An 18,491-nucleotide genomic window follows, 5' to 3' on the forward strand; every position below is an offset into this window, starting at 1 on the left:
GGAGAATATTCTGAAAATTGCGCAGGAAGTTTGGTAGAGCTACGGTCTATAGAATTTGTTACGTCTGTGCGTCGAAGCATGAAATCGGATTCATAAGTTCATATGACGTAGTAGGATTAAAAGATTTCATGAAGAAAGTAAATATATGGATAATTAAACAGGAGGTTTTTCTATGAAATCGATCTATCTTCTTAGCGCCACCCTTTTACTTGCCAGTTGTTCCCCCGCTGCCGAAAAACCAAAGACGTATGACATCTCGTTTACGCATGAGAAACAAGAGATTCAAATCGTTCCTTTGTACAAGGCGTATGACGATTACATTCAAGCGGCTTCGAAACATCCAGAGGACAATGAGGCACTATTTAAAAAATATGTATTGGGCGCTAAAAATAGCGTCATCAAAAAAAAACAGCTCCAAGCGATGCCCGTTCCTAGCCTCTATGAACAGCCATCGGAAAACATCAAGGACTTAAAGCAGATGAATACATATTTGAAAAAACACCATCAGCACATCATGAAACAGATCAAGTCCAGTCTCCTGACTTCGATGAAACAACTTCCACGGGATGAGAAGCTCGTCGTCTTCGTCTCCCCGACGACACCAATCGAGCATGATGATGCCAAACGTTATGGTGGTGTCAGCGGTGTCGCGCAAGGAAACAATTCAATGAGTCTGTTCTTCTTGAAGGATTTTTCGGAAACATCATTACGCAACACGACGGCGCATGAGTACCATCACACTGTTGCCCTCGATGAACCGAATCGTGCAACGATGCTCGATTACATCGTTCTCGAAGGAAAAGCGGAATTCTTTGCCCACAAGCTTTATCCAGTGGAATCATCGGAAGCGATCGCCCCTCTACTTGACCATACTTTAGAGCATGTGATTTCGGAGCTGAATGCGGAACGATTGACGACGGATGATCTATTCTTTGGAAATTACGAAAAACAAATTCCAGCGTTCGTAAAATACAGACTCGGCTACATGATCGTCTCCGACTTCGTGAAACAACATCCCGAGATCTCCTTGAAGGAATGGTCACGGATGTCCTCCGTGCAAATTCTCGAAAAAAGCAGTTACAAGAAGAAATTAACGATTCGCTAAAATCAATAAAGCACGAGACAACGGGAGCATGCATCTCCTTCGTCTCGTGCTTTCATTTATCAGCCTTCGTATTTTTTGACGATTGTCGCTACCCCTTGACCGCCCCCGACGCATAACGTCGCAAGACCATGCGTCTCACCCGTTCGCTCGAGTTCATGAATCAACGTAACGAGAATCCGCGCTCCACTCGCACCGATCGGATGACCAAGCGCGATCGCACCGCCGTTTCGGTTGAGCTTCTCATGCGGAAACTGTAGCTCCACATCGACCGCAAGAGATTGTGCCGCGAACGCTTCGTTCGCTTCGATGACATCGATCTCGTCAAGCGTCAGTCCCGCTTTATCAAGTGCCTTTTGGACCGCTTGGACGGGACCGATTCCCATGATGCTCGGATCGACACCAGACGTTCCATTCGCGACGATCTCAACAAGAGGTGTCACACCGCATTCTTTTGCCTTTGTCGCGGACATGATGACGAGTGCCGCAGCCCCGTCATTGATGCCAGATGCATTGCCTGCCGTGACCGTTCCGTCCTTCTTAAATGCCGGGCGCAAACGACTGAGTGTTTCGACAGATGTTCCGGCGCGCGGAAACTCATCTTGATCAAAACGGATCGGGTCGCCTTTTCGTTGTGGAATCAACACTGGCGTGATTTCTGAGACGAACCGTTCTTCCGCTAATGCCGTCTGTGCTTTTTGCTGACTCGTCGCAGCGAACTGGTCCTGAGCTTCGCGGGAAAGTTCATAGGCGTCGGCTAAATTCTCTGCCGTGATTCCCATGTGATAGTCATTAAACGCACACTCAAGTCCATCCTGGATGATCGTATCGACGAGCGGTTGGTCACCCATCTTCAGCCCAGACCGTGCGCCCGATAGGACGTAAGGCGCTTGGCTCATGTTCTCCATTCCACCAGCAACGATGACATCGGCTTCTCCTGATTTGATCGCCTGATACGCGAGATGGACGGCTGAGAGACCGGATCCGCAGACCTTGTTGACGGTCATCGCCGGGCATGTCTCTGGTAGACCGGCAGCCAGTGCCGCCTGCCGTGCTGGATTTTGACCAAGTCCTGCTGAGAGGACGTTACCGAAAAAGACTTCGTCGACGTGATTCCCAGCGACACCTGCTTTTTCAAGTGCTGCGCGGATGACTGTCGCTCCGAGTTCCGTTGCTTTGATGTCCTTCAAACTTCCATTGAAATTCCCGATCGCCGTGCGCGTCGCACTGACGATGACGACTGCTTCACTCATCTGCTCCATCTCCTCCATCTCCTTATTGAATCGTATATCCTCCATCAAGTACGTTCGCTTGTCCGGTGATGCCTTTTGCTTTGCGGCTCGCGAGGAACAATGCATAATCCGCAATCTCCTCGACGGCGAGCAACCGTTTTTGTGGAACGAGCGGATAGATGACTTCCTCGAGTACCTTCTCAAGCTCGACGTGACGCGTCTTTGCTAAATCTTCCATCTGATTGCGGACAAGAGGGGTATCGACGTACCCCGGGCAAATCGCGTTGACGGTGATTCCGTGTTCCGCTCCTTCAAGGGCTGCGACTTTCGTCAAGCCGAGCAACCCATGCTTCGCCGAGTTGTATGCCGCTTTCCCGGCAAAACCGATCAAACCATTGATCGATGCCATGTTAAGAATCCGTCCGTAGCCTTGTTCCTTCATGATCGGAAAGGCATGTTTGATAGCGATGAACGGCGCCGTCAACATGATCTTGATCATCAATTCGAATTTCTCAGTCGGAAACTCTTCAATTGGTGAGACGTGTTGAAGACCCGCGTTATTGATCAAGACGTCGAGTCGACCAAATTGTTCGACCGTCTGCTTCAAGACGGCTTCGACCTGTGCTTCATCGGTGACGTTGAGCGTCATGCCGACCGCTTCATGACCGTCTGCCCGAATCGCCGCCGCCGCCTCTTCTGCTGCTTCCGCGCGAACGTCCGTTACGACGACCTTCGCTCCTGCCACAGCGAACGCCTTTGAGATTTCAAGACCAATTCCGCTTCCTGCACCTGTGACGAGTACGATATCTCCTTGGACCATCTGCTTCACTCCCCTACCGTCACGCGCTCGAGTTCCGGACTGACCGTGAATCGTGCTTCCGTGACTTGTTTGACGTCTTCGACCGTATGACCATTCAGCGTCTCGATCAAGACCATTCCGTCCGGTGTGAAATCAAAGACGGCCCGATCCGTAATCAAACGGTTGACGACGGCGCGTCCTGTCAACGGCAAGGTACACGCCTGTTTGACTTTCGATTCGCCGTGTTTGTTGACATGCTCCATGATGATGACGACGCGTTTTGCTCCGTTGACGAGATCCATCGCCCCGCCCATGCCTTTGACCATTTTGCCCGGAATCATCCAGTTCGCGAGGTCACCGTTTTGATCGACCTCCATCCCGCCGAGGATCGCGAGGTCGATGTGCCCACCGCGAATCATCGCGAATGATTCGGCACTGTCGAAGTAAGAAGCTCCGGATTGTGCCGTGACCGTTTCTTTGCCGGCATTGATCTCGTCGGCATCGACCTCATGATCGAGTGGATACGGTCCGATGCCAAGCAATCCGTTTTCGGATTGCAGCATGACATGCATGTCGTCCGGAATCGCATTGGCGATCAATGTCGGAATCCCGATCCCGAGATTGACGTACATCCCGTCTTCGATTTCCTGAAGTGCGCGTTCAATGATGATCTCTCGTGTCGTTTTCATATCCGTCTCCTCCTCAAGCTTCCCGGACAGTCCGGCGTTCGATGCGTTTTTCATAATCCGTTCCGACGACGATGCGCTGGACGTAGACAGCAGGTGTATGAATCTCATTCGGATCGAGTTCACCGACTTCGACCAGTTCTTCGACTTCAACGATCGTTACTTTTCCGGCTGTCGCAACGATCGGATTAAAGTTGCGTGACGTCTTTCGGAAGACGAGATTCCCGAGTCGATCTGCTTTCCATGCCTTGACGATCGCAAAATCGCCGACGATTCCCTCTTCCAGCAGATACGTTTTTCCATCGAACTCTTTTTGTTCCTTCCCTTCAGCAATCGGTGTCCCGACTCCTGTTGGTGTATAGAAACCGGGAATGCCAGCTCCACCGGCACGGATACGTTCGGCAAGCGTACCTTGTGGGACGAGATCGACTTCAATCTCGCCACTGAGGTATTGTTGCTCGAACGTCTTGTTTTCCCCGACATACGACGAAATCATCTTCTTGATTTGTCGTGTCTGCAAGAGGAGACCGAGACCGAAGTCATCGACGCCACAGTTATTACTGACGACCGTCAAATCCTTGACGCCCTTATCTTGCAACGCGGTAATTGATTTTTCCGGGATTCCGCAGAGTCCGAAGCCCCCTACGACTAGCGTCGCCCCGTCAAAGATGTCTGCTGTCGCTTCCGCGAATGATCCGTATACTTTCCCCTGTTTCATCTGATGATGCCCCCTTTAAAAATCCTTAGTACAAGCCAGTCAAACTATACAATCCGATCATCAAGAAGACCGTCACTGTCTTGAGAATCGTAATCATGAAGATGTCCTTATACGACTGACGATGCGTCAGCCCCGTGACGGCAAGTAACGTGATGACGGCACCGTTATGCGGTAACGTATCCATTCCGCCGGACGCCATCGAGATGACGCGATGCATGACTTCCGGTGGCACGCCGCCTGATGTGATGGCCTGCGTATATTTATCCGACATCGCACTTAACGCGATTCCCATTCCACCCGATGCGGAACCGGTGACGCCGGCAAGCGTCGTCGTCGTGACGGCTCCGTTGACGAGCGGATTCGTAAAGGTCTCTGAGATCCCGCTTGAGACGGACTTAAATCCAGGAAGTGCGGCGATGACGCCTCCGAAACCATACTCAGCACCTGTATTCATGACCGCTAGGAGCGCGCCACCGATACTGACGTTCAGACCAGCTTGGAAATTCGTCTTGATCTTCGGGAAGTCATACAGCATCGCTGCGAGAATTCCGATCAATAACGCCATTTGGACGGACCAGATCGCAAGAACGGCCGGTGTCTCGATCTTTCCGAATGCTTCTAGACCAATTGCTGAAAAATCAAATCCTTCCGGATACCATTTCGGAATCGAGAGTGTGAAGACTTTGTTCATGACGGCAACGAGGACGAGTGGAACGAAGGCAAGGACTTGACGATAGACTGGTTGACGATCCGTCTCGAGTGCCATTTCCGGTTCATTCTTCAACTCCATCTGCGGTGCGGCACTTGCCGCCGTTGCTTCAAATCCAGCGTAGCCCTCCCCTGCTTGATGGGCTTTTTTCTTGCGTGACTCGAGATACCACATGCCGACGACTAGGATGAACAATCCACCGACTGTTCCCATGATTGGTGCAGCATAGATATCCGTTTTGAAGAACGTCGTTGGGATGACGTTTTGAATCTGTGGTGTTCCTGGTAAGGCATCCATCGTGAACGTGAATGCACCAAGGGCGATTGTTCCCGGGATGAGGCGTTTCGGGATGTTCGCTTCGCGGAACAAGTTCGCTGCGAACGGATAAACAGCGAAGACAACGACGAACAGGCTGACACCGCTATATGTAAGAATGGCGCCGAGTAAGACGATGGCAAGAATGGCGCGTTTCGCACCGATCATGCGGATGATCGTCTTCGCGATCGACTCCGCGATACCAGACATCTCAACTACTTTTCCGAAAATCGCTCCGAGGAGGAAGACCGGGAAGTACGCCTTGATGAAACCGACCATCTTTTCCATGAAGATATTCGAGAAGAAGGGTAACACCCAATCCGGGTTCGTCAGTAAGACGGCGAACAAGGCACAGATTGGCGCAAATAGGATGACCGAAAAACCACGATAGGCAACGAACATCAATAAGGATAAGGCAAGAAGAATGATGACAAGTTCCATAAGTAGATCTCCTTCGATTTTAGTAAGCGCTTTCATATCGCTTCTTCATCATTTAACAACGCAGTATCAAGGAGGTCAATTAAATTCCGTCAAACTATAAGTACAGCTTATAGAAATCATAAGTTCACATTATAGACACAATTACATCAGATAGATTATTTTTTTCAAGAAACAGGAGTTAGTCCTTTTATGGCGTATGTCTTTTAAGTAACGTACTTTATTTGAAAGGATGGACAGTTCATGAAAAGCATCCTTTTTGACGTCTTGCATAACGTGACGCTATTAATGGCTGGTTTCTATCTGCTCGGAAAATTATCACCGCTCCCGATCACCCGTGACTCCCCACGGCTGACACGCGTATTGTACGGTCTTGCTCTAAGTGTCATCTCGTTACTACTCATGCAGATGACGATTGAAGCAGCTCCTGGCGTCATGGTTGATTTGCGTCATATTCCGGTCGTCGTCGCTGCCTACTTTGGTGGCGTCCTCCCGACAACGATCGTGACGATCGCGATCATCATTTATCGTTTCAGTTTAGGAACGAACCTAGCAGCCTTCACCGCATTCGGTTTCATCGTCGCCGTCGCCTTAGGAACAAGCTTAATCGTTCGCGAAATGCCACCCTATGCAAAACGAACATTCACACTCGTGACGCTCTACGCGACGGCTTTACACGCTCTTGTCTTATGGATTGTCTTACCGAAACAGATTCTTCTACTTGAAGTGATGGCAGTCGTCATTCCTGCTTCTTTCGTCAGTAGTTGGCTCGCCCTAGTGATCATCCGTGATATTCGGTTGACCAAACAATCATTACGGATGCTTCGGCAAAAAGCGCAACTCGACTTTTTGACAGGATTAAATAATTCACGCGCCTTCAACGAATACTATACGGATGTCAAACAGCGATTGATTCTAACCAAACAGTCGGTCGTGTTGTTGACGATCGATATTGATCATTTTAAACAGGTCAACGATACGTATGGACATGAGGCGGGCGATGAGGTGCTACGGCAGTTCGCCAATCGACTGCGCGATGGAGTGGCAGAAAGCGGGTATTTATCCCGTAACGGTGGTGAGGAGTTTTCAGTCCTGTTCGAGGGTGTTCCGCTTGCTGAAGTCCTGCCTTTAGCAGAGCAATTACGTGAACGGATTGCTTCTAGTCCGTTCCGACTAGCGACGACAGAGCTATCGCTCACAGCATCGTTTGGTTTAGCCGCATACGATGAGACGACACTGCAAATCGACGATCTTCTACTGGATGCGGATGCTGCTCTCTATCAGGCAAAGCAACAAGGACGGAATCAAGTCGTCCTGTTTTCTCCTAATGCAGAATCTGCCGTCAGCTTTCAAGAATAACGATGGACGTCACCTCTGAAATCCGCTACCTTTAAAGAAGAGGTAGGTGATTGGCATGAAGTTAGCAAAAGGTCCCTATATCCTGATCGGCCTCATTTTAGGTCTCTTGTTCGGATTCATTGGTGACAACTTCTATTTGTATGTATCAGCAGGTATTCTCGTCGGAGCACTGCTTGAATTGTATGTTGCATACGAACAACGCAAGAAAAATAAAAAATCATGATGGAGGTACCAGCATGACATTCAGTGATCTATTCCTTTCAACGCTCTCGTATATCGGTGTCGCGACCGTACTCCTTGCAATCGGTGTCGTCCTGTTCGAGGTGACGACGAAATCGAAGGAACTCGAACTCATTCGTAACGGGAAGAAAGCGGCCGTCTACGCCTTCGGTGGACGAATTCTCGGCCTCGCCATCGTCCTCTATTCGAGTATCTCGAACTCCGTCAGCATTCTCGATATGGTGTTATGGGGCGCACTCGCGATCGTCTTACAAATCGTCTTATTCTATCTCGCGGATTTACTAATCCCACGCTTAAGCATGACGAAAGAGATTGATGCAAATAACGAAGCAGTCGGCTTGCTGCTCCTCTTCTTATCGATTTCGATCGGTTTGATCATTGCAGGATCGCTTACATATTAAAATTGCCCGTAATTCTTTTAAAAAGCTCCTATGAGAGAAGAAGATTGTCTTCTTTCATAGGAGCTTTTTTATACCCAAGTATATTTCCATACTCTTATTTTATACTTGTAAAAGTCTGATCCCATTCCAATAACTTATTGAACTCAACCATCTTAAAATCCTTTGGAAGATTCGTTACATCAATCCATACCCATGAACGAAATGCTGTAGCTTTCTCGTCATCTGCTCCCATCACGATCACCTTTCCAGCCTTCATCGATCCGTCTTTCATTTTCGTCACTAATTTTGCCAAGTCTTTTTTCACTGTATGTCTCGCTTCCTTATGTACGTTCACCATGATTTCAACATACCGCATCGATTCTTCGCTCAATTCGGTATATTGCAATACATTATTTAGTTTTACGTCATCTATGAATAATTCTGGTGGAGAGTTTACTTCGATCCTAATAAAATTGTTACCGTACACCTCTTTTGCTTCATTAGAGACTGCCTTACGAATATCACGTGACCAAATTTCTTCCCGATATGTATCGTACAATTCATAATCATTATGATACGTTGCATAGAACGAGACATCATCCTTCTTATCCGGTTCGTTCGTATGAAAAATTGCCCCATATTCGCTTCTAGTCGCATCGTAACGAGTGTACTCTAGGTCAAATTTCTTTTTATACTCTCGCTCTAAATCTAATTCCAATCGTTTTCCGATTTCTTTTTCTTTGATCGGATTGCCATTCATGATTAAAACGAATGAACCAACGATAACAACGAAACAAGCGATTATCACAATCCAGCCAAACTTCAACCACATACGCCTCACTTTTCTTGACCAACTGTACATACATTTGCCTCCTGCTGAACATTTTTAATTTTCTATGGATTGCGTTCAATTTTTACTACGCTCACAACTAAACGGCTAAAGTCCGTTCAAATCCGGACTTTAGCCGTTTTAATTACTCATAGTTGACTGCCACTATTTTTCAAGCTCCTCTAGCTCCGTCCGCGAACGTGGGAATCCATTCGCTTGCCATTCGGCTCGATAGATCGAATCGAGTTTTGTCAATCCGACCTCATCCGGGTCCTTCGCAGCATCTGGACTCGGATCCTGATCGAGATGCGCTAAATAATCACGTAGCGCATCGGTCTGTGTGCCCTGTTCCCGCTTCCTGAACAACAGTAGACTCGCACCGGCAATGACACCTGCTCCGAATAAATACCGTTTTTTCAATCCCATACGGTTCCCTTCTTTCTTTCCTTAAACCAAACCACCACCGTCACGCAGTCGCGGATGCGCGATACGTTTGACCTTTCCCTCTTCGACCGTCAGGACATGATCGGGCTGTCGCTCGAAGTAACCCGTCTCGAGTACACCCGACCAGCTCTTCACTTCTTTTGCGAACAATCGGACGTCCGAGATGGCTGATACATCAACGTCAAGAATCACGTGACCTCCATCTGTGACGAAGGGACGATCATCTTTCAGCCGCAACGTTGCGGAGACATGCTTATCACGTAACCGTTGTCGCACATACGGTAACGCAAACGGATCCAGTTCGACCGGTAACGGTCCGCTTAAATGATGGACGAACTTCGAGGAATCGGTCAGATAGAGCAATTCCCGACTCATCAGCGCGACGATTTTCTCGCGAAATAGTGCACCGCCACCACCTTTGATTGTTTGGAAGTGTCCGTCAATTTGATCGATCCCATCGATCGTCACATCGATTTCCATTCCCTCTTCCAAGTCGATCAACGGAATGTGTAACTGTTCCGCGAGTCGGACCGTCGCAAGTGACGTTGCCACGCCTTGAATTTGTAGTCCCGCCTGCACAAGTGGACCAAGCGCCTCGATGAACCGTTCCGTCGTCGAACCCGTCCCAAGACCCACTATCATCCCATCTTTCACGTAAGTTAGTGCTGCCTCAGCGACTAATTGTTTCTCCTGTTCATACATCCGCATCCCTCCCTACATTTCTGTTCCCGTTTCGATTCGTCTTCAATCGACGGAGAGAGAGGATTCCGTTAACGTCAGGTACTGCTCAATTGCCTGGACGAGCGGTTGCTGGGCTTCCATCCAAAACGCGACAGATGTCGGATCAGCGTCGAGATGACGTTTAACGATCTCATCGATTGTCGCTTGACCGGAATCATGCATGACGGCTTCAAAGACTGTCGAAAATTGACTCGGATCCGCTTGAACCGTCTGATACAGACTATTGCTGAGCAGATAACCGATCGTGTAGGGAATGTTGTAGAATGCAAGATTCGAATTGAACAGATGACTGATGTACATCCATTTATAGCGCGCCGGTTCAGGCAATACCGGACCATAGGCTAACCGTTCTTCCTCTTGCAGTAGTTCACTTAACCGTTCGGCACTGACCGTCCCTTGCTGACGTTCCGCATAAAACCGTTGCTCGAATCGGAACATGCCGGGAACGATGCTGGCATATTTTAACCCTTCTCGGATCTTGACCTCTAAGAGAGCGAGCACTTCCTCCCGTTCCGTCGTCTCTTTGATGGCAGCATCGAGGACGAGATTCTCCATGAACGTCGAAGCCGTCTCCGCGATGCTCGTTCCTTTGACTTGATTTAAATACGGTTCGTCTTGCAGTAAATAATTATGATAGGCATGACCGAATTCATGAGCGAGCGTCGCGACGTCCGGATAACTATCACGGTACGTCATAAAGATCCGGCTCTCCTTGGCAATCGGAAAGGCAGCGCAGAACCCGCCCTCTGCTTTTCCAGGACGATTTTCTGCATCGACCCATCCCTCACTAAACACGTTTTCCGCAAAGGCGCCGAGCTGCGGATTCAATCGTTTGAATTGTGTCGTGACGATGGTCTCTGCCATCTCAAACGGAACGTGACGCGCGGAGCGATAGGTGTTCGTCTCAAAATCATGCCATTCTCCCGTCACCCGCTCCGCCTGGGCAATCTTCCGAGCGTAATAGGTGTGAAAGAGGTCGCGGTGTTGATCGAGTGCTTCCATCATCGCTGTTAGGCTCGCTTCCGAGATCCGGTTCTGCTCAAGCAACTCGGTCAACGGTTGCTCCCAGTTCCGCATCTTGTAGGATTGCAATCTGAAGCCGGCAATCCGGTTCAGAATCGTCGCAAACAGGTCAGCTTCTTGTGCACACGCGGTGTCAACTGCTGTCGCTGCCGCTAAACGAGCCGAACGGTCAGGTGCGAACATCGCTTCGTGTAGCCCTTGACCAATCGTGACCTGCTTTTTGTCCAAGTCGACGCGCAATGCCATGAAGCGCTGTTTGTAGAGCTGCCCCCAGCCTTGGAACCCGTCCACACCGAGATCCTGCAACAATTGTTCCTGAACTAGTGGTGCACGACGAGATTGGATGTCACGGCGTTCGTTCAAGAAAAAGGCGTATGGTGAACCCGTGACGAGCTCCTCCCACTCTTCTTGTGACAGTGCGGCGATCTTCGTATCGAGTGCTGCTGCCTCACTGCGCACCATCGCTTGCACGATTTCGATCTCTTCGAGCAATGGATGGACTTCTGAGCGCGTGACATCTTCAGCGTACAGACAATAAATGAAGTCGCTCCATTCCTCGACGTCGCGCGCGACTTGCTGATAACGCTCGACCTGTTCTGCCACATTAGCCGGATGTTTCGTCAACGCTGCTTGTATCTTAGTAATTCCTGATTTGACGTCATCTATCGTGTAGAGTGTCTCTAACTGCCATCGTGTGTGTTTCATGCTTTTCCCCCTATGCGTGATCTATTCGTTCTTTCATTCGTGAGAACACTCGACTTCTCCTGTAATTTCCATCAGACACAAAAAAACTCCTTCAGCCATTGACTGAAGGAGGACATCCTCATAAGACGAAGAAGTAGACACATAGGAAATGTGCTAAGCTACCAAGTAATACGAAGATATGGAAGATTTCATGGAATCCAAGATGTTTAAACGATAAGATACGTGGCTTCAGCCCATAGATGATGCCACCGATCGTATAGAAGATACCACCAAGGAACAACAATCCGATGCCGAGCGGTGATAAGACTTGCGCGAGTGGTGTGATCGCAAATACCATGATCCAGCCCATTCCGATGTAGAGCGTCGTTGATAACCAACGCGGACTGTTGAACCAAACCAATTTAAAGGTGATTCCAGAGACTGCAATCAACATGACGATGCTGAACAAGACCCAACCGGTCGGACCGTTCAGACTGACGAGACAAAACGGTGCGTAAGACCCGGCAATCAACAGATAAATCATCGAATGATCCAACCGTCGCCAGATCGCGATTGCCCGGTCGCTCGCAAGCACCATATGGTAGGTCGCTGAGACGGCATAAAGCGCCATCATACTGACACCAAAAATAATCGCTGCAACGATTGCAAGTGATGCCCCCCGTTCTAACGATGCCTTGATGACAAGTGCCAGTAACCCGACAAAAGCAAAGACAGCCCCTCCAAGATGCGTTAATCCATTAATCGGTTCTCTCATATAAGCTTTCACTTTCGTTCCTCCCCTGATATGTAGTTTCGAATACTACATGGCGTTATATACGTATTCTATCATATGATGGAGAAGTAGAAAGTCCTATTTTAGCGATTTTGGAGGTTTTTTTATGACACATTCTGATGACACGAGACACGATCGTCAATTACGGATCGAAGATATCCCGAATATCGATCTCTATATGGATCAAGTCATCCAACTGTTCGAGCGGACATTCGAGGAAACGACGCGAAGTGCAGACGAGACGATTTTGACGAAGACGATGATCAACAATTATGCCAAAAAGAAATTATTCTTTCCGGTCACGAATAAAAAATATACGAAGGAGCACTTGATTCTGATCAGCTTGATTTATCAATTGAAAAGTTCGTTTTCGATTAATGATATCAAGACGATTCTCTCGCCCTTAAACGCAGGAATCGAACAGGATCAACTCGATCTTGAAGGGTTTTATCGCAATTACCTCGAACTGACGGAACGAAATACAGCCCGCTTCGTAACGGAACAAGACGCTCTAACCGCCTCGACGACTGACCCACTGGAACAGATCTTAGCGATGGCTCATATGAGTAACTTGTACCGGCGCGCAGCAGAACACTTGATTGACACCCAACTGAAAAAATAAGAGAACGCTTTCACTGCGTGATACACTAGAAGAAAAGGCAGAGGAGGAACAGTCATGGAGATCGCGACGACTTTCTTGCGACAGCTGGATCACATCGGACCAGAATTCAGAACCTATCAGGATGGTATTCTCATCGAACTGGCATTCGACCGGACGATCGGAACGGAGCAGGTTTCCGCAAGTGTGTTGCTTGAGACAGCAGATGACTTGAAAATACGCTTGCATACACAAACCACCCAGGCATTATTACTTGCTTCGAAGATTCATGCCTTTGACGCCCACACACCGAGTCGGATTGCTGAGATGATGTCGATTCATGGCTATTTTAAATCGCATCGCTTGTCGCATCCCTTGAATGCCTACTCTACTGCCCTGTTCATCAGCCGTCTTACTCCACAGGACGCGGTACTTGAACGAACAGTACAATTATACACACGCCTCAAAAAACAACATCGGTTCATCGTGTCACCGCTATTGATCTCTTTCGTCTATTTTCACGCTACGATACGCGGTGAGTTAGACGAACTCGCCTCGCGTATCGAAACGGTCTATCAACGACTCAAACGACGGTTCGGACGCGCTCAACAGACGTATGTCGTCGCCTTGATATTCGCTTTATTGCCTGAAGACGATTGGGATCGCTATATCGCACAAGTGGAGGCATCCCGTAAGATACATCGTAAACACCATGTTCCGCTGTCGTTCCACGGCATGCTTGCGTTACTCGGTGATCCAAACGTTCACGCTTCGTCACTCGAACGGATGGCAGAGGCGTTACGCTCCGATTTACATTTTAAGTACCGGAAAGACTTAGTCTATTTGACAGCGATCCGATTGTATTTAAGTCAACAAACGATCTTGCAACAACTCTTCCCATCTTCGATTCTCCCACCGGACGGCGCCGACGCGCTTCCGTTCTTACTCTTCCCTGTTGATTTGACCGATACGTCCCATGCGACGGACGGCGGGATCGACGGTGGATTTGATGGTGGTGGTGACGGCGGTGGGGGTGGCGAGTAACATTCGAGAACACTACACTAAAAAGGGCAATCGACGCGTGGCATTACTGCCGAACGTCGATTACCCTTATTTTTAGTCATTCTTTATCTTGTTGGTTGTCTTCATCAGACGGCTGGACATCCCCATCTTCATCTGAAGCATGGGACAAATCGGGAGCCTCTTCACTTGAAGCTTCTTCACTTGATGTGTCTGCTTCTTGATCTGGATGCTTCGATTCTTTTTCATCCTTCGATTTTTCCGGAACCTCCGCATGGTTCTGCGGATCACGCCCCGCAATCTCATCCTTCGTCATTCGGTTACCTGAAGTAATTGGATCCGTTTCTTTATCGTGTTGATCAGCCATTTGGCATCCCCCTTAAAATGTACTTGTTCCACCTTTTAAGGTATTCCCGACTGAAGAACGGTTAAACCTCAGCACGTCCTCGCATGATGTCTTCGACGAGCAGTTGATCGATGGGCTGAGGATGATGGACCTCGTATCCTTGCACATACAATAACTCATCTAACGTTTGAATGTGTTGCAGCTGTGACGGTGTTTCGACTTCCTGAATCACGAGCGCGATGTTCAACGTCGACGTCAAGGAATGGACAGAGCGAATCATCGAGCGCTCCAACTGATTTTGAACGAGTCGACGTGTAAAAATCGGATCGAGTTTGACCGCTTGAACAGGTAAGCGTAACAACGAATTGAGCGACGCATAATGACTGCCGAAATGATCGACGGTCAGACGATAGCCTGCTTGGCGTAACTGTTCCAAGCGTTTGATGGCAAAACGACGACGTGTTTGCAGTACTTCCTCACGAATTTCAAGAATGAGACGCTCATTCGGGAAGTAAGACTCTTCCGCTAGTCGAATTAACTCGGAAAATAGTTGATCCGACTCGAACTGATTTGCCGATAGATTGACGGCGACGGAAATCTTACGACCAAACGTTTCTTCTAACCGGCGTTGATCCAAGATGGCCTGACAGATCGTAAATCGACCAATGTCCGGAAAAATCTCCATCTTCTCAGCAATCGGAATGAAATCCGTCGGACTGACGAAGCCAAGCACTGGGTGGTTCCAGCGCAAAAGTGCTTCAACCGCGACATAATGTTCTTGTTTCGCATCGACGATCCATTGGTAATAAAGTTCGAACTGCCCCCGTTCCAGTGCATGCGACAGCTCTGATTCAAGGACCGATGCAAACGGGTGCTGTTCCGCATGCCGGTTTGGATTGACGAACGAGGTCCGTCGTTTTCCGTCGTGTTTGACTTGTTGCATCAAGGCTTCCGCTGCATAAATCTGCGTCTGACGACTCGCCATGTCACCCGTCAAGAGACTGACACCAGACGATGCCGTCACGTGAATCGGTTCGTCCGCGACACCAACGATTGGTTGCTCGATCGCTTCCGTGACGATGCGGGCATAGTCTATTGCATGCTGTTCGAATTCTTGCTCTTGCTCAAGTTCTGCCAATACGACGAACTCATTACCATCCATCCGTCCGACGACATGATTCGGTAATGGTACATATTTTAGACGACTTGCAATTTCACGCAATACTTCATTCCCTATCCGGTAACCGTGCGTAGCATTGATCGCATGAAAACGGTCGAGGTTCAGTACCATCAAAAAGGCCGGATGGATCGTCACACTCGAAATCAAACGATTCATATAGCGTTCGTTATAGACGTCGGTCAGGGCATCCTTAATGACGTATGTTTCGACATTGATTGATTTACTGATGATATCTGCATATCGTTCAACGAGCGCGATGTCCTGTTCCTTGAAGTCGAATGGTTGATCGTCGAAGGCGCACAACGTCCCGATCTTCTCATTCTCAGCATTCTTGATTGCCACTCCCATGAAACTTCCGTTCCCCAGTGCTTTCGTGACCGGATGATTGACCGTCAATGGATCATTGAGCAATTCATTGATCGAGACCTTCCCGTCCGTCTCATCGACGACCAACTTACAGAGGACATGTTGGAAGACATGGGTCGAGCCTTCTTCAATCAATTGTCGTTCTTGATTGATCGCCTTGACGACAAAGTTGCTATAGGAGTCGTTCAATGCAAAAAACAACGTGTTGACGCCAATCCGTTCACTCAGTTTTTCAAGAATCTCTTCGACGAGCGGATGCAATGCTTCATATCGAATGTGTGAATTATTCACCGTGTCTTCCTCCTTTCTCGGTCGATTGTCGGTCATGCGTCGAGCGGAAGTTGAATGATGAAGGTACTGCCCTCTCCTTCCGTTGATTGAACGGAAATCGCTCCACCATGATCAAGCACGATCATGCGACAAATCGCGAGCCCTAAGCCGGTTCCACCGATTTTACGTGTATCCGAGTTATCTGCTCGGTAAAACTTATCAAAGATGTAAGGGAGCGCTTTTTCTGGAATCCCCAGCCCTTCGTCCGAAATCTCAATCCGTAATTGATCCGACTGGTTTGACCCTTTGATCCGGATTGCGCCACCTTCAGGTGAATATTTAATCGCGTTCATGATCAAGTTCGTGAACAGTTGTTTCATCTTTTCACTGCTTGCTGAAATCGTATAGGAGCCTGGATCGAACTGGACGCTGATGCGATGCGCGCGACTCGCGAGATCAAACATCGGTTTCATCTCGAACATCAATTGTTTCACATCAAGCGGTTCTTTTTGCGTCCCATGCGTCGAGTCTTCCCCTTTTTGAATTTCCAGGATGTCATTGATCAATTCCGCCAAACGAACGGTTTCTGAATGAATCGTCTGCAAATATCGCTTTTGGCGCTTCGGATCCACTTCTCGTTTCATCAATAATTCCGTGAAGCCCATGATGGAAGAGAGCGGTGTCCGCAACTCGTGCGACACGATCGAGACGAATTCTGCCTGCTTGAGATCAAGTTCCTTATCTTTCGTCACGTCACGTAAGACGAGCATCATACCCCACTCGACGTTTGCGATCGCAATCCGCTCGGCGTAAGCACTGAGTAGCAAGTTCCCCCGAAACGCTGATAGTTCGATCGTTTCTCCCGGAATATCTCCATTCATCAGTTGACCGATGTAGTCATGGAGTGCGTCTGGCTGATCGACATGTTCAAACAGCGACGTCGCCCGTTCGTAGGCGTGGCGGAATCCTTGCGCCTGATTGACGAGCTTCGGTGGAAACATGTTCAACAAAGCTTGGTTCGCATAGATTTGTTCCCCACTACTCTCGATGTATAGGACAGCTTCCCGAATCGAGTCGAGGAGCTGATACGTCTTGATCTTTTCATGCTCCATCTGATGAAACAGGAGATGGCGCTCAAGCGTCATTCCGAGTTTTCGTGATAAATCAAGTAAGTCCCCGACTTGCTCTAGATTGAACTGAGGAAAAGCATGACGAATATAAAGTAACCCGACGACTTGTCCATTACTTGGAGATTGAACGGGGATCGCCGATTCAAACTGATCGTCAATCGGTAATTGAACCGATTTACGCATGACGAACGCCCGACGTAAGACCGAATATTGATCGAGATCTTTTTCGATCAGCTCCATCTCGTCGATGCCTTGCGCGACGAAATGATTCAACTGTTCACGACGGTACAAGAGGATGGCACCTTCTTTTACATCGAGCAGTTGCAACAGGATCGTCAGGACAGTCTCACAGGCCGCTTCGACATTTTGCGTCGCTAACGCTTCCATGATCTCATTACGTTGCTTCAATTTCAGTTCGACTTCTCGTAAATTCTGTTGTAATCGATTGATTTCACGTTGATCGAGTGATGTGAGTCGTGCCTCAGCTGATGCCGGAACCGTTCCTTGGCGCAATCGGTAAGGACGGTCCTTCGAGTGGTCGCGTAAGATTCGTTTCAACGTGTATCCTCCTTTCTGAATGCATTCCTGTTACAAATTATAGCATGGTCCCTATTTGATCGACAGTTCGAGTACTGTCTTCCTTATATGCTGGTTTACACTAATGCACGAAATGCCTCTTCAAATGCCCGGTCCGCATCGCGCGTCCGTTTTTTCGGTCCTTTCTTCCGTCCACCCGCTCGCCGGATTTGTTGTCCGACATGGCGTGTATGAAGCAATAGATCGATATTCTCGTTCGTGAACTGACGACCGTTTTGGTCAATCGCGAGTCCTCCTCGTGCTAAGACGAGTGCTGCTAGACCGTAGTCTTGCGTCACGACGAGATCACCACGTTTCATCCGATTGACGATCGCGTAATCGACGGCATCTGGTCCTTGTCCGACCGTGATCGTCGTCGCCCCCTCCCGCATCATCTGGTGTGCTGTATCACAAACTAAAAAGACGTCACGTCCCTGTCGGTGTCGAATGACGAGATCGACAACGGGACATCCGTCCGCATCTACGAAAATAGACATTTGCATCCTCCCTTGT

At 48.7% G+C, this 18,491-nt stretch carries 20 protein-coding genes; 6 read left to right on the plus strand and 14 right to left on the minus strand.

Annotation, left to right across the window (positions count from 1 at the left end):
• Positions 1-172: 172 nt before the first annotated feature.
• Entirely contained in the window at positions 173-1,105 is a 933-nt protein-coding gene (locus B3G15_RS01595; protein ID WP_290714867.1) for a DUF2268 domain-containing protein, read from the plus strand.
• Between the two features lie 59 nt (positions 1,106-1,164).
• Here B3G15_RS01595 and B3G15_RS01600 read toward each other — a convergent pair whose 3' ends face one another.
• Genes B3G15_RS01600 through B3G15_RS01620 form a run of 5 tightly spaced genes read right to left on the minus strand, consistent with a single transcriptional unit; the run spans position 1,165 to position 6,002 of the window.
• Positions 1,165-2,355 carry an acetyl-CoA C-acetyltransferase gene (locus B3G15_RS01600; RefSeq protein WP_290715986.1) on the minus strand — a complete coding sequence of 397 codons (1,191 nt, stop codon included), beginning with the start codon at positions 2,353-2,355 and terminating at the stop codon, positions 1,165-1,167.
• Between the two features lie 22 nt (positions 2,356-2,377).
• On the minus strand, positions 2,378-3,154 hold the full coding sequence (locus B3G15_RS01605) for a 3-hydroxybutyrate dehydrogenase (protein ID WP_290714870.1): 777 nt from the start codon (positions 3,152-3,154) through the stop codon (positions 2,378-2,380).
• A gap of 5 nt (positions 3,155-3,159) precedes the next feature.
• Positions 3,160-3,822, minus strand: a complete 663-nt coding sequence (locus B3G15_RS01610; protein WP_064300169.1) for a 3-oxoacid CoA-transferase subunit B — start codon at positions 3,820-3,822, stop codon at positions 3,160-3,162.
• Between the two features lie 13 nt (positions 3,823-3,835).
• The gene (locus B3G15_RS01615) at positions 3,836-4,537 is read right to left on the minus strand and encodes a CoA transferase subunit A (protein WP_290714875.1); all 702 of its coding nucleotides are present in this window, start codon (positions 4,535-4,537) and stop codon (positions 3,836-3,838) included.
• A gap of 25 nt (positions 4,538-4,562) precedes the next feature.
• Positions 4,563-6,002, minus strand: a complete 1,440-nt coding sequence (locus B3G15_RS01620) for a GntP family permease (RefSeq protein ID WP_214860864.1) — start codon at positions 6,000-6,002, stop codon at positions 4,563-4,565.
• Positions 6,003-6,242: 240 nt separating this feature from the next.
• On the opposite strand from B3G15_RS01620, the gene B3G15_RS01625 reads away from it, so the two are divergent.
• Genes B3G15_RS01625 through B3G15_RS01635 form a run of 3 tightly spaced genes read left to right on the plus strand, consistent with a single transcriptional unit; the run spans position 6,243 to position 7,999 of the window.
• Complete coding sequence (locus B3G15_RS01625; RefSeq protein WP_290714882.1) at positions 6,243-7,358, plus strand: GGDEF domain-containing protein; 1,116 nt, start codon at positions 6,243-6,245, stop codon at positions 7,356-7,358.
• 55 nt (positions 7,359-7,413) lie between these two features.
• Positions 7,414-7,581 (plus strand): hypothetical protein, encoded by a 168-nt coding sequence (locus tag B3G15_RS01630; RefSeq protein ID WP_023467823.1) that lies wholly within the window; start codon positions 7,414-7,416, stop codon positions 7,579-7,581.
• Positions 7,582-7,594: 13 nt separating this feature from the next.
• A complete protein-coding gene (locus tag B3G15_RS01635; RefSeq protein ID WP_023467822.1) occupies positions 7,595-7,999 on the plus strand; it encodes a DUF350 domain-containing protein in 405 nt (134 codons plus the stop codon).
• Positions 8,000-8,093: 94 nt separating this feature from the next.
• Here the strand turns inward: B3G15_RS01635 and B3G15_RS01640 are convergent, their stop codons facing one another.
• From B3G15_RS01640 to trhA, 5 genes are all read right to left on the minus strand, one after another.
• Positions 8,094-8,840 (minus strand): hypothetical protein, encoded by a 747-nt coding sequence (locus B3G15_RS01640; protein ID WP_290714893.1) that lies wholly within the window; start codon positions 8,838-8,840, stop codon positions 8,094-8,096.
• A 132-nt stretch (positions 8,841-8,972) separates the two neighbouring features.
• Entirely contained in the window at positions 8,973-9,233 is a 261-nt protein-coding gene (locus B3G15_RS01645; RefSeq protein ID WP_290714896.1) for a hypothetical protein, read from the minus strand.
• A 21-nt stretch (positions 9,234-9,254) separates the two neighbouring features.
• Positions 9,255-9,953, minus strand: coding sequence for a ribose-5-phosphate isomerase RpiA (gene rpiA / locus B3G15_RS01650; protein WP_290714900.1), 699 nt, complete (start codon positions 9,951-9,953; stop codon positions 9,255-9,257).
• A 42-nt stretch (positions 9,954-9,995) separates the two neighbouring features.
• Positions 9,996-11,720 carry a M3 family oligoendopeptidase gene (locus tag B3G15_RS01655; protein WP_290714903.1) on the minus strand — a complete coding sequence of 575 codons (1,725 nt, stop codon included), beginning with the start codon at positions 11,718-11,720 and terminating at the stop codon, positions 9,996-9,998.
• 118 nt (positions 11,721-11,838) lie between these two features.
• Positions 11,839-12,486, minus strand: a complete 648-nt coding sequence (gene trhA / locus B3G15_RS01660) for a PAQR family membrane homeostasis protein TrhA (RefSeq protein ID WP_023467814.1) — start codon at positions 12,484-12,486, stop codon at positions 11,839-11,841.
• Positions 12,487-12,598: 112 nt separating this feature from the next.
• On the opposite strand from trhA, the gene B3G15_RS01665 reads away from it, so the two are divergent.
• Positions 12,599-13,114: a DUF1836 domain-containing protein gene (locus tag B3G15_RS01665; RefSeq protein ID WP_290714910.1), complete on the plus strand. Its 516-nt coding sequence runs from the start codon at positions 12,599-12,601 to the stop codon at positions 13,112-13,114.
• Positions 13,115-13,168: 54 nt separating this feature from the next.
• Positions 13,169-14,134: a DUF4003 family protein gene (locus B3G15_RS01670; protein ID WP_290714913.1), complete on the plus strand. Its 966-nt coding sequence runs from the start codon at positions 13,169-13,171 to the stop codon at positions 14,132-14,134.
• 76 nt (positions 14,135-14,210) lie between these two features.
• Here B3G15_RS01670 and B3G15_RS01675 read toward each other — a convergent pair whose 3' ends face one another.
• The 4 genes from B3G15_RS01675 to B3G15_RS01690 form a co-directional block, all read right to left on the minus strand.
• On the minus strand, positions 14,211-14,477 hold the full coding sequence (locus tag B3G15_RS01675; protein WP_214857217.1) for a hypothetical protein: 267 nt from the start codon (positions 14,475-14,477) through the stop codon (positions 14,211-14,213).
• A gap of 61 nt (positions 14,478-14,538) precedes the next feature.
• Entirely contained in the window at positions 14,539-16,293 is a 1,755-nt protein-coding gene (locus tag B3G15_RS01680) for an EAL domain-containing protein (protein ID WP_290714918.1), read from the minus strand.
• 32 nt (positions 16,294-16,325) lie between these two features.
• Entirely contained in the window at positions 16,326-17,960 is a 1,635-nt protein-coding gene (locus B3G15_RS01685; protein WP_290714921.1) for an ATP-binding protein, read from the minus strand.
• Positions 17,961-18,055: 95 nt separating this feature from the next.
• On the minus strand, positions 18,056-18,475 hold the full coding sequence (locus B3G15_RS01690; protein ID WP_290714924.1) for a YaiI/YqxD family protein: 420 nt from the start codon (positions 18,473-18,475) through the stop codon (positions 18,056-18,058).
• Between the last annotated feature and the right edge of the window lie 16 nt (positions 18,476-18,491).

Origin of the sequence: Exiguobacterium sp. UBA1053 (assembly GCF_002316465.1) — a bacterium.
GTDB lineage: Bacteria > Bacillota > Bacilli > Exiguobacteriales > Exiguobacteriaceae > Exiguobacterium_A > Exiguobacterium_A abrahamii.

Excerpts from the sequence above, each read along its gene's own strand:
- B3G15_RS01595 (WP_290714867.1), top strand. The coding sequence starts at position 173 with ATGAAATCGATCTATCTTCTTAGCGCCACCCTTTTACTTGCCAGTTGT.
- B3G15_RS01600 (WP_290715986.1), bottom strand. The coding sequence starts at position 2,355 with ATGAGTGAAGCAGTCGTCATCGTCAGTGCGACGCGCACGGCGATCGGG.
- B3G15_RS01605 (WP_290714870.1), bottom strand. The coding sequence starts at position 3,154 with ATGGTCCAAGGAGATATCGTACTCGTCACAGGTGCAGGAAGCGGAATT.
- B3G15_RS01610 (WP_064300169.1), bottom strand. The coding sequence starts at position 3,822 with ATGAAAACGACACGAGAGATCATCATTGAACGCGCACTTCAGGAAATC.
- B3G15_RS01615 (WP_290714875.1), bottom strand. The coding sequence starts at position 4,537 with ATGAAACAGGGGAAAGTATACGGATCATTCGCGGAAGCGACAGCAGAC.
- B3G15_RS01620 (WP_214860864.1), bottom strand. The coding sequence starts at position 6,002 with ATGGAACTTGTCATCATTCTTCTTGCCTTATCCTTATTGATGTTCGTT.
- B3G15_RS01625 (WP_290714882.1), top strand. The coding sequence starts at position 6,243 with ATGAAAAGCATCCTTTTTGACGTCTTGCATAACGTGACGCTATTAATG.
- B3G15_RS01630 (WP_023467823.1), top strand. The coding sequence starts at position 7,414 with ATGAAGTTAGCAAAAGGTCCCTATATCCTGATCGGCCTCATTTTAGGT.
- B3G15_RS01635 (WP_023467822.1), top strand. The coding sequence starts at position 7,595 with ATGACATTCAGTGATCTATTCCTTTCAACGCTCTCGTATATCGGTGTC.
- B3G15_RS01640 (WP_290714893.1), bottom strand. The coding sequence starts at position 8,840 with ATGTACAGTTGGTCAAGAAAAGTGAGGCGTATGTGGTTGAAGTTTGGC.
- B3G15_RS01645 (WP_290714896.1), bottom strand. The coding sequence starts at position 9,233 with ATGGGATTGAAAAAACGGTATTTATTCGGAGCAGGTGTCATTGCCGGT.
- rpiA (WP_290714900.1), bottom strand. The coding sequence starts at position 9,953 with ATGTATGAACAGGAGAAACAATTAGTCGCTGAGGCAGCACTAACTTAC.
- B3G15_RS01655 (WP_290714903.1), bottom strand. The coding sequence starts at position 11,720 with ATGAAACACACACGATGGCAGTTAGAGACACTCTACACGATAGATGAC.
- B3G15_RS01665 (WP_290714910.1), top strand. The coding sequence starts at position 12,599 with ATGACACATTCTGATGACACGAGACACGATCGTCAATTACGGATCGAA.
- B3G15_RS01670 (WP_290714913.1), top strand. The coding sequence starts at position 13,169 with ATGGAGATCGCGACGACTTTCTTGCGACAGCTGGATCACATCGGACCA.
- B3G15_RS01675 (WP_214857217.1), bottom strand. The coding sequence starts at position 14,477 with ATGGCTGATCAACACGATAAAGAAACGGATCCAATTACTTCAGGTAAC.
- B3G15_RS01690 (WP_290714924.1), bottom strand. The coding sequence starts at position 18,475 with ATGTCTATTTTCGTAGATGCGGACGGATGTCCCGTTGTCGATCTCGTC.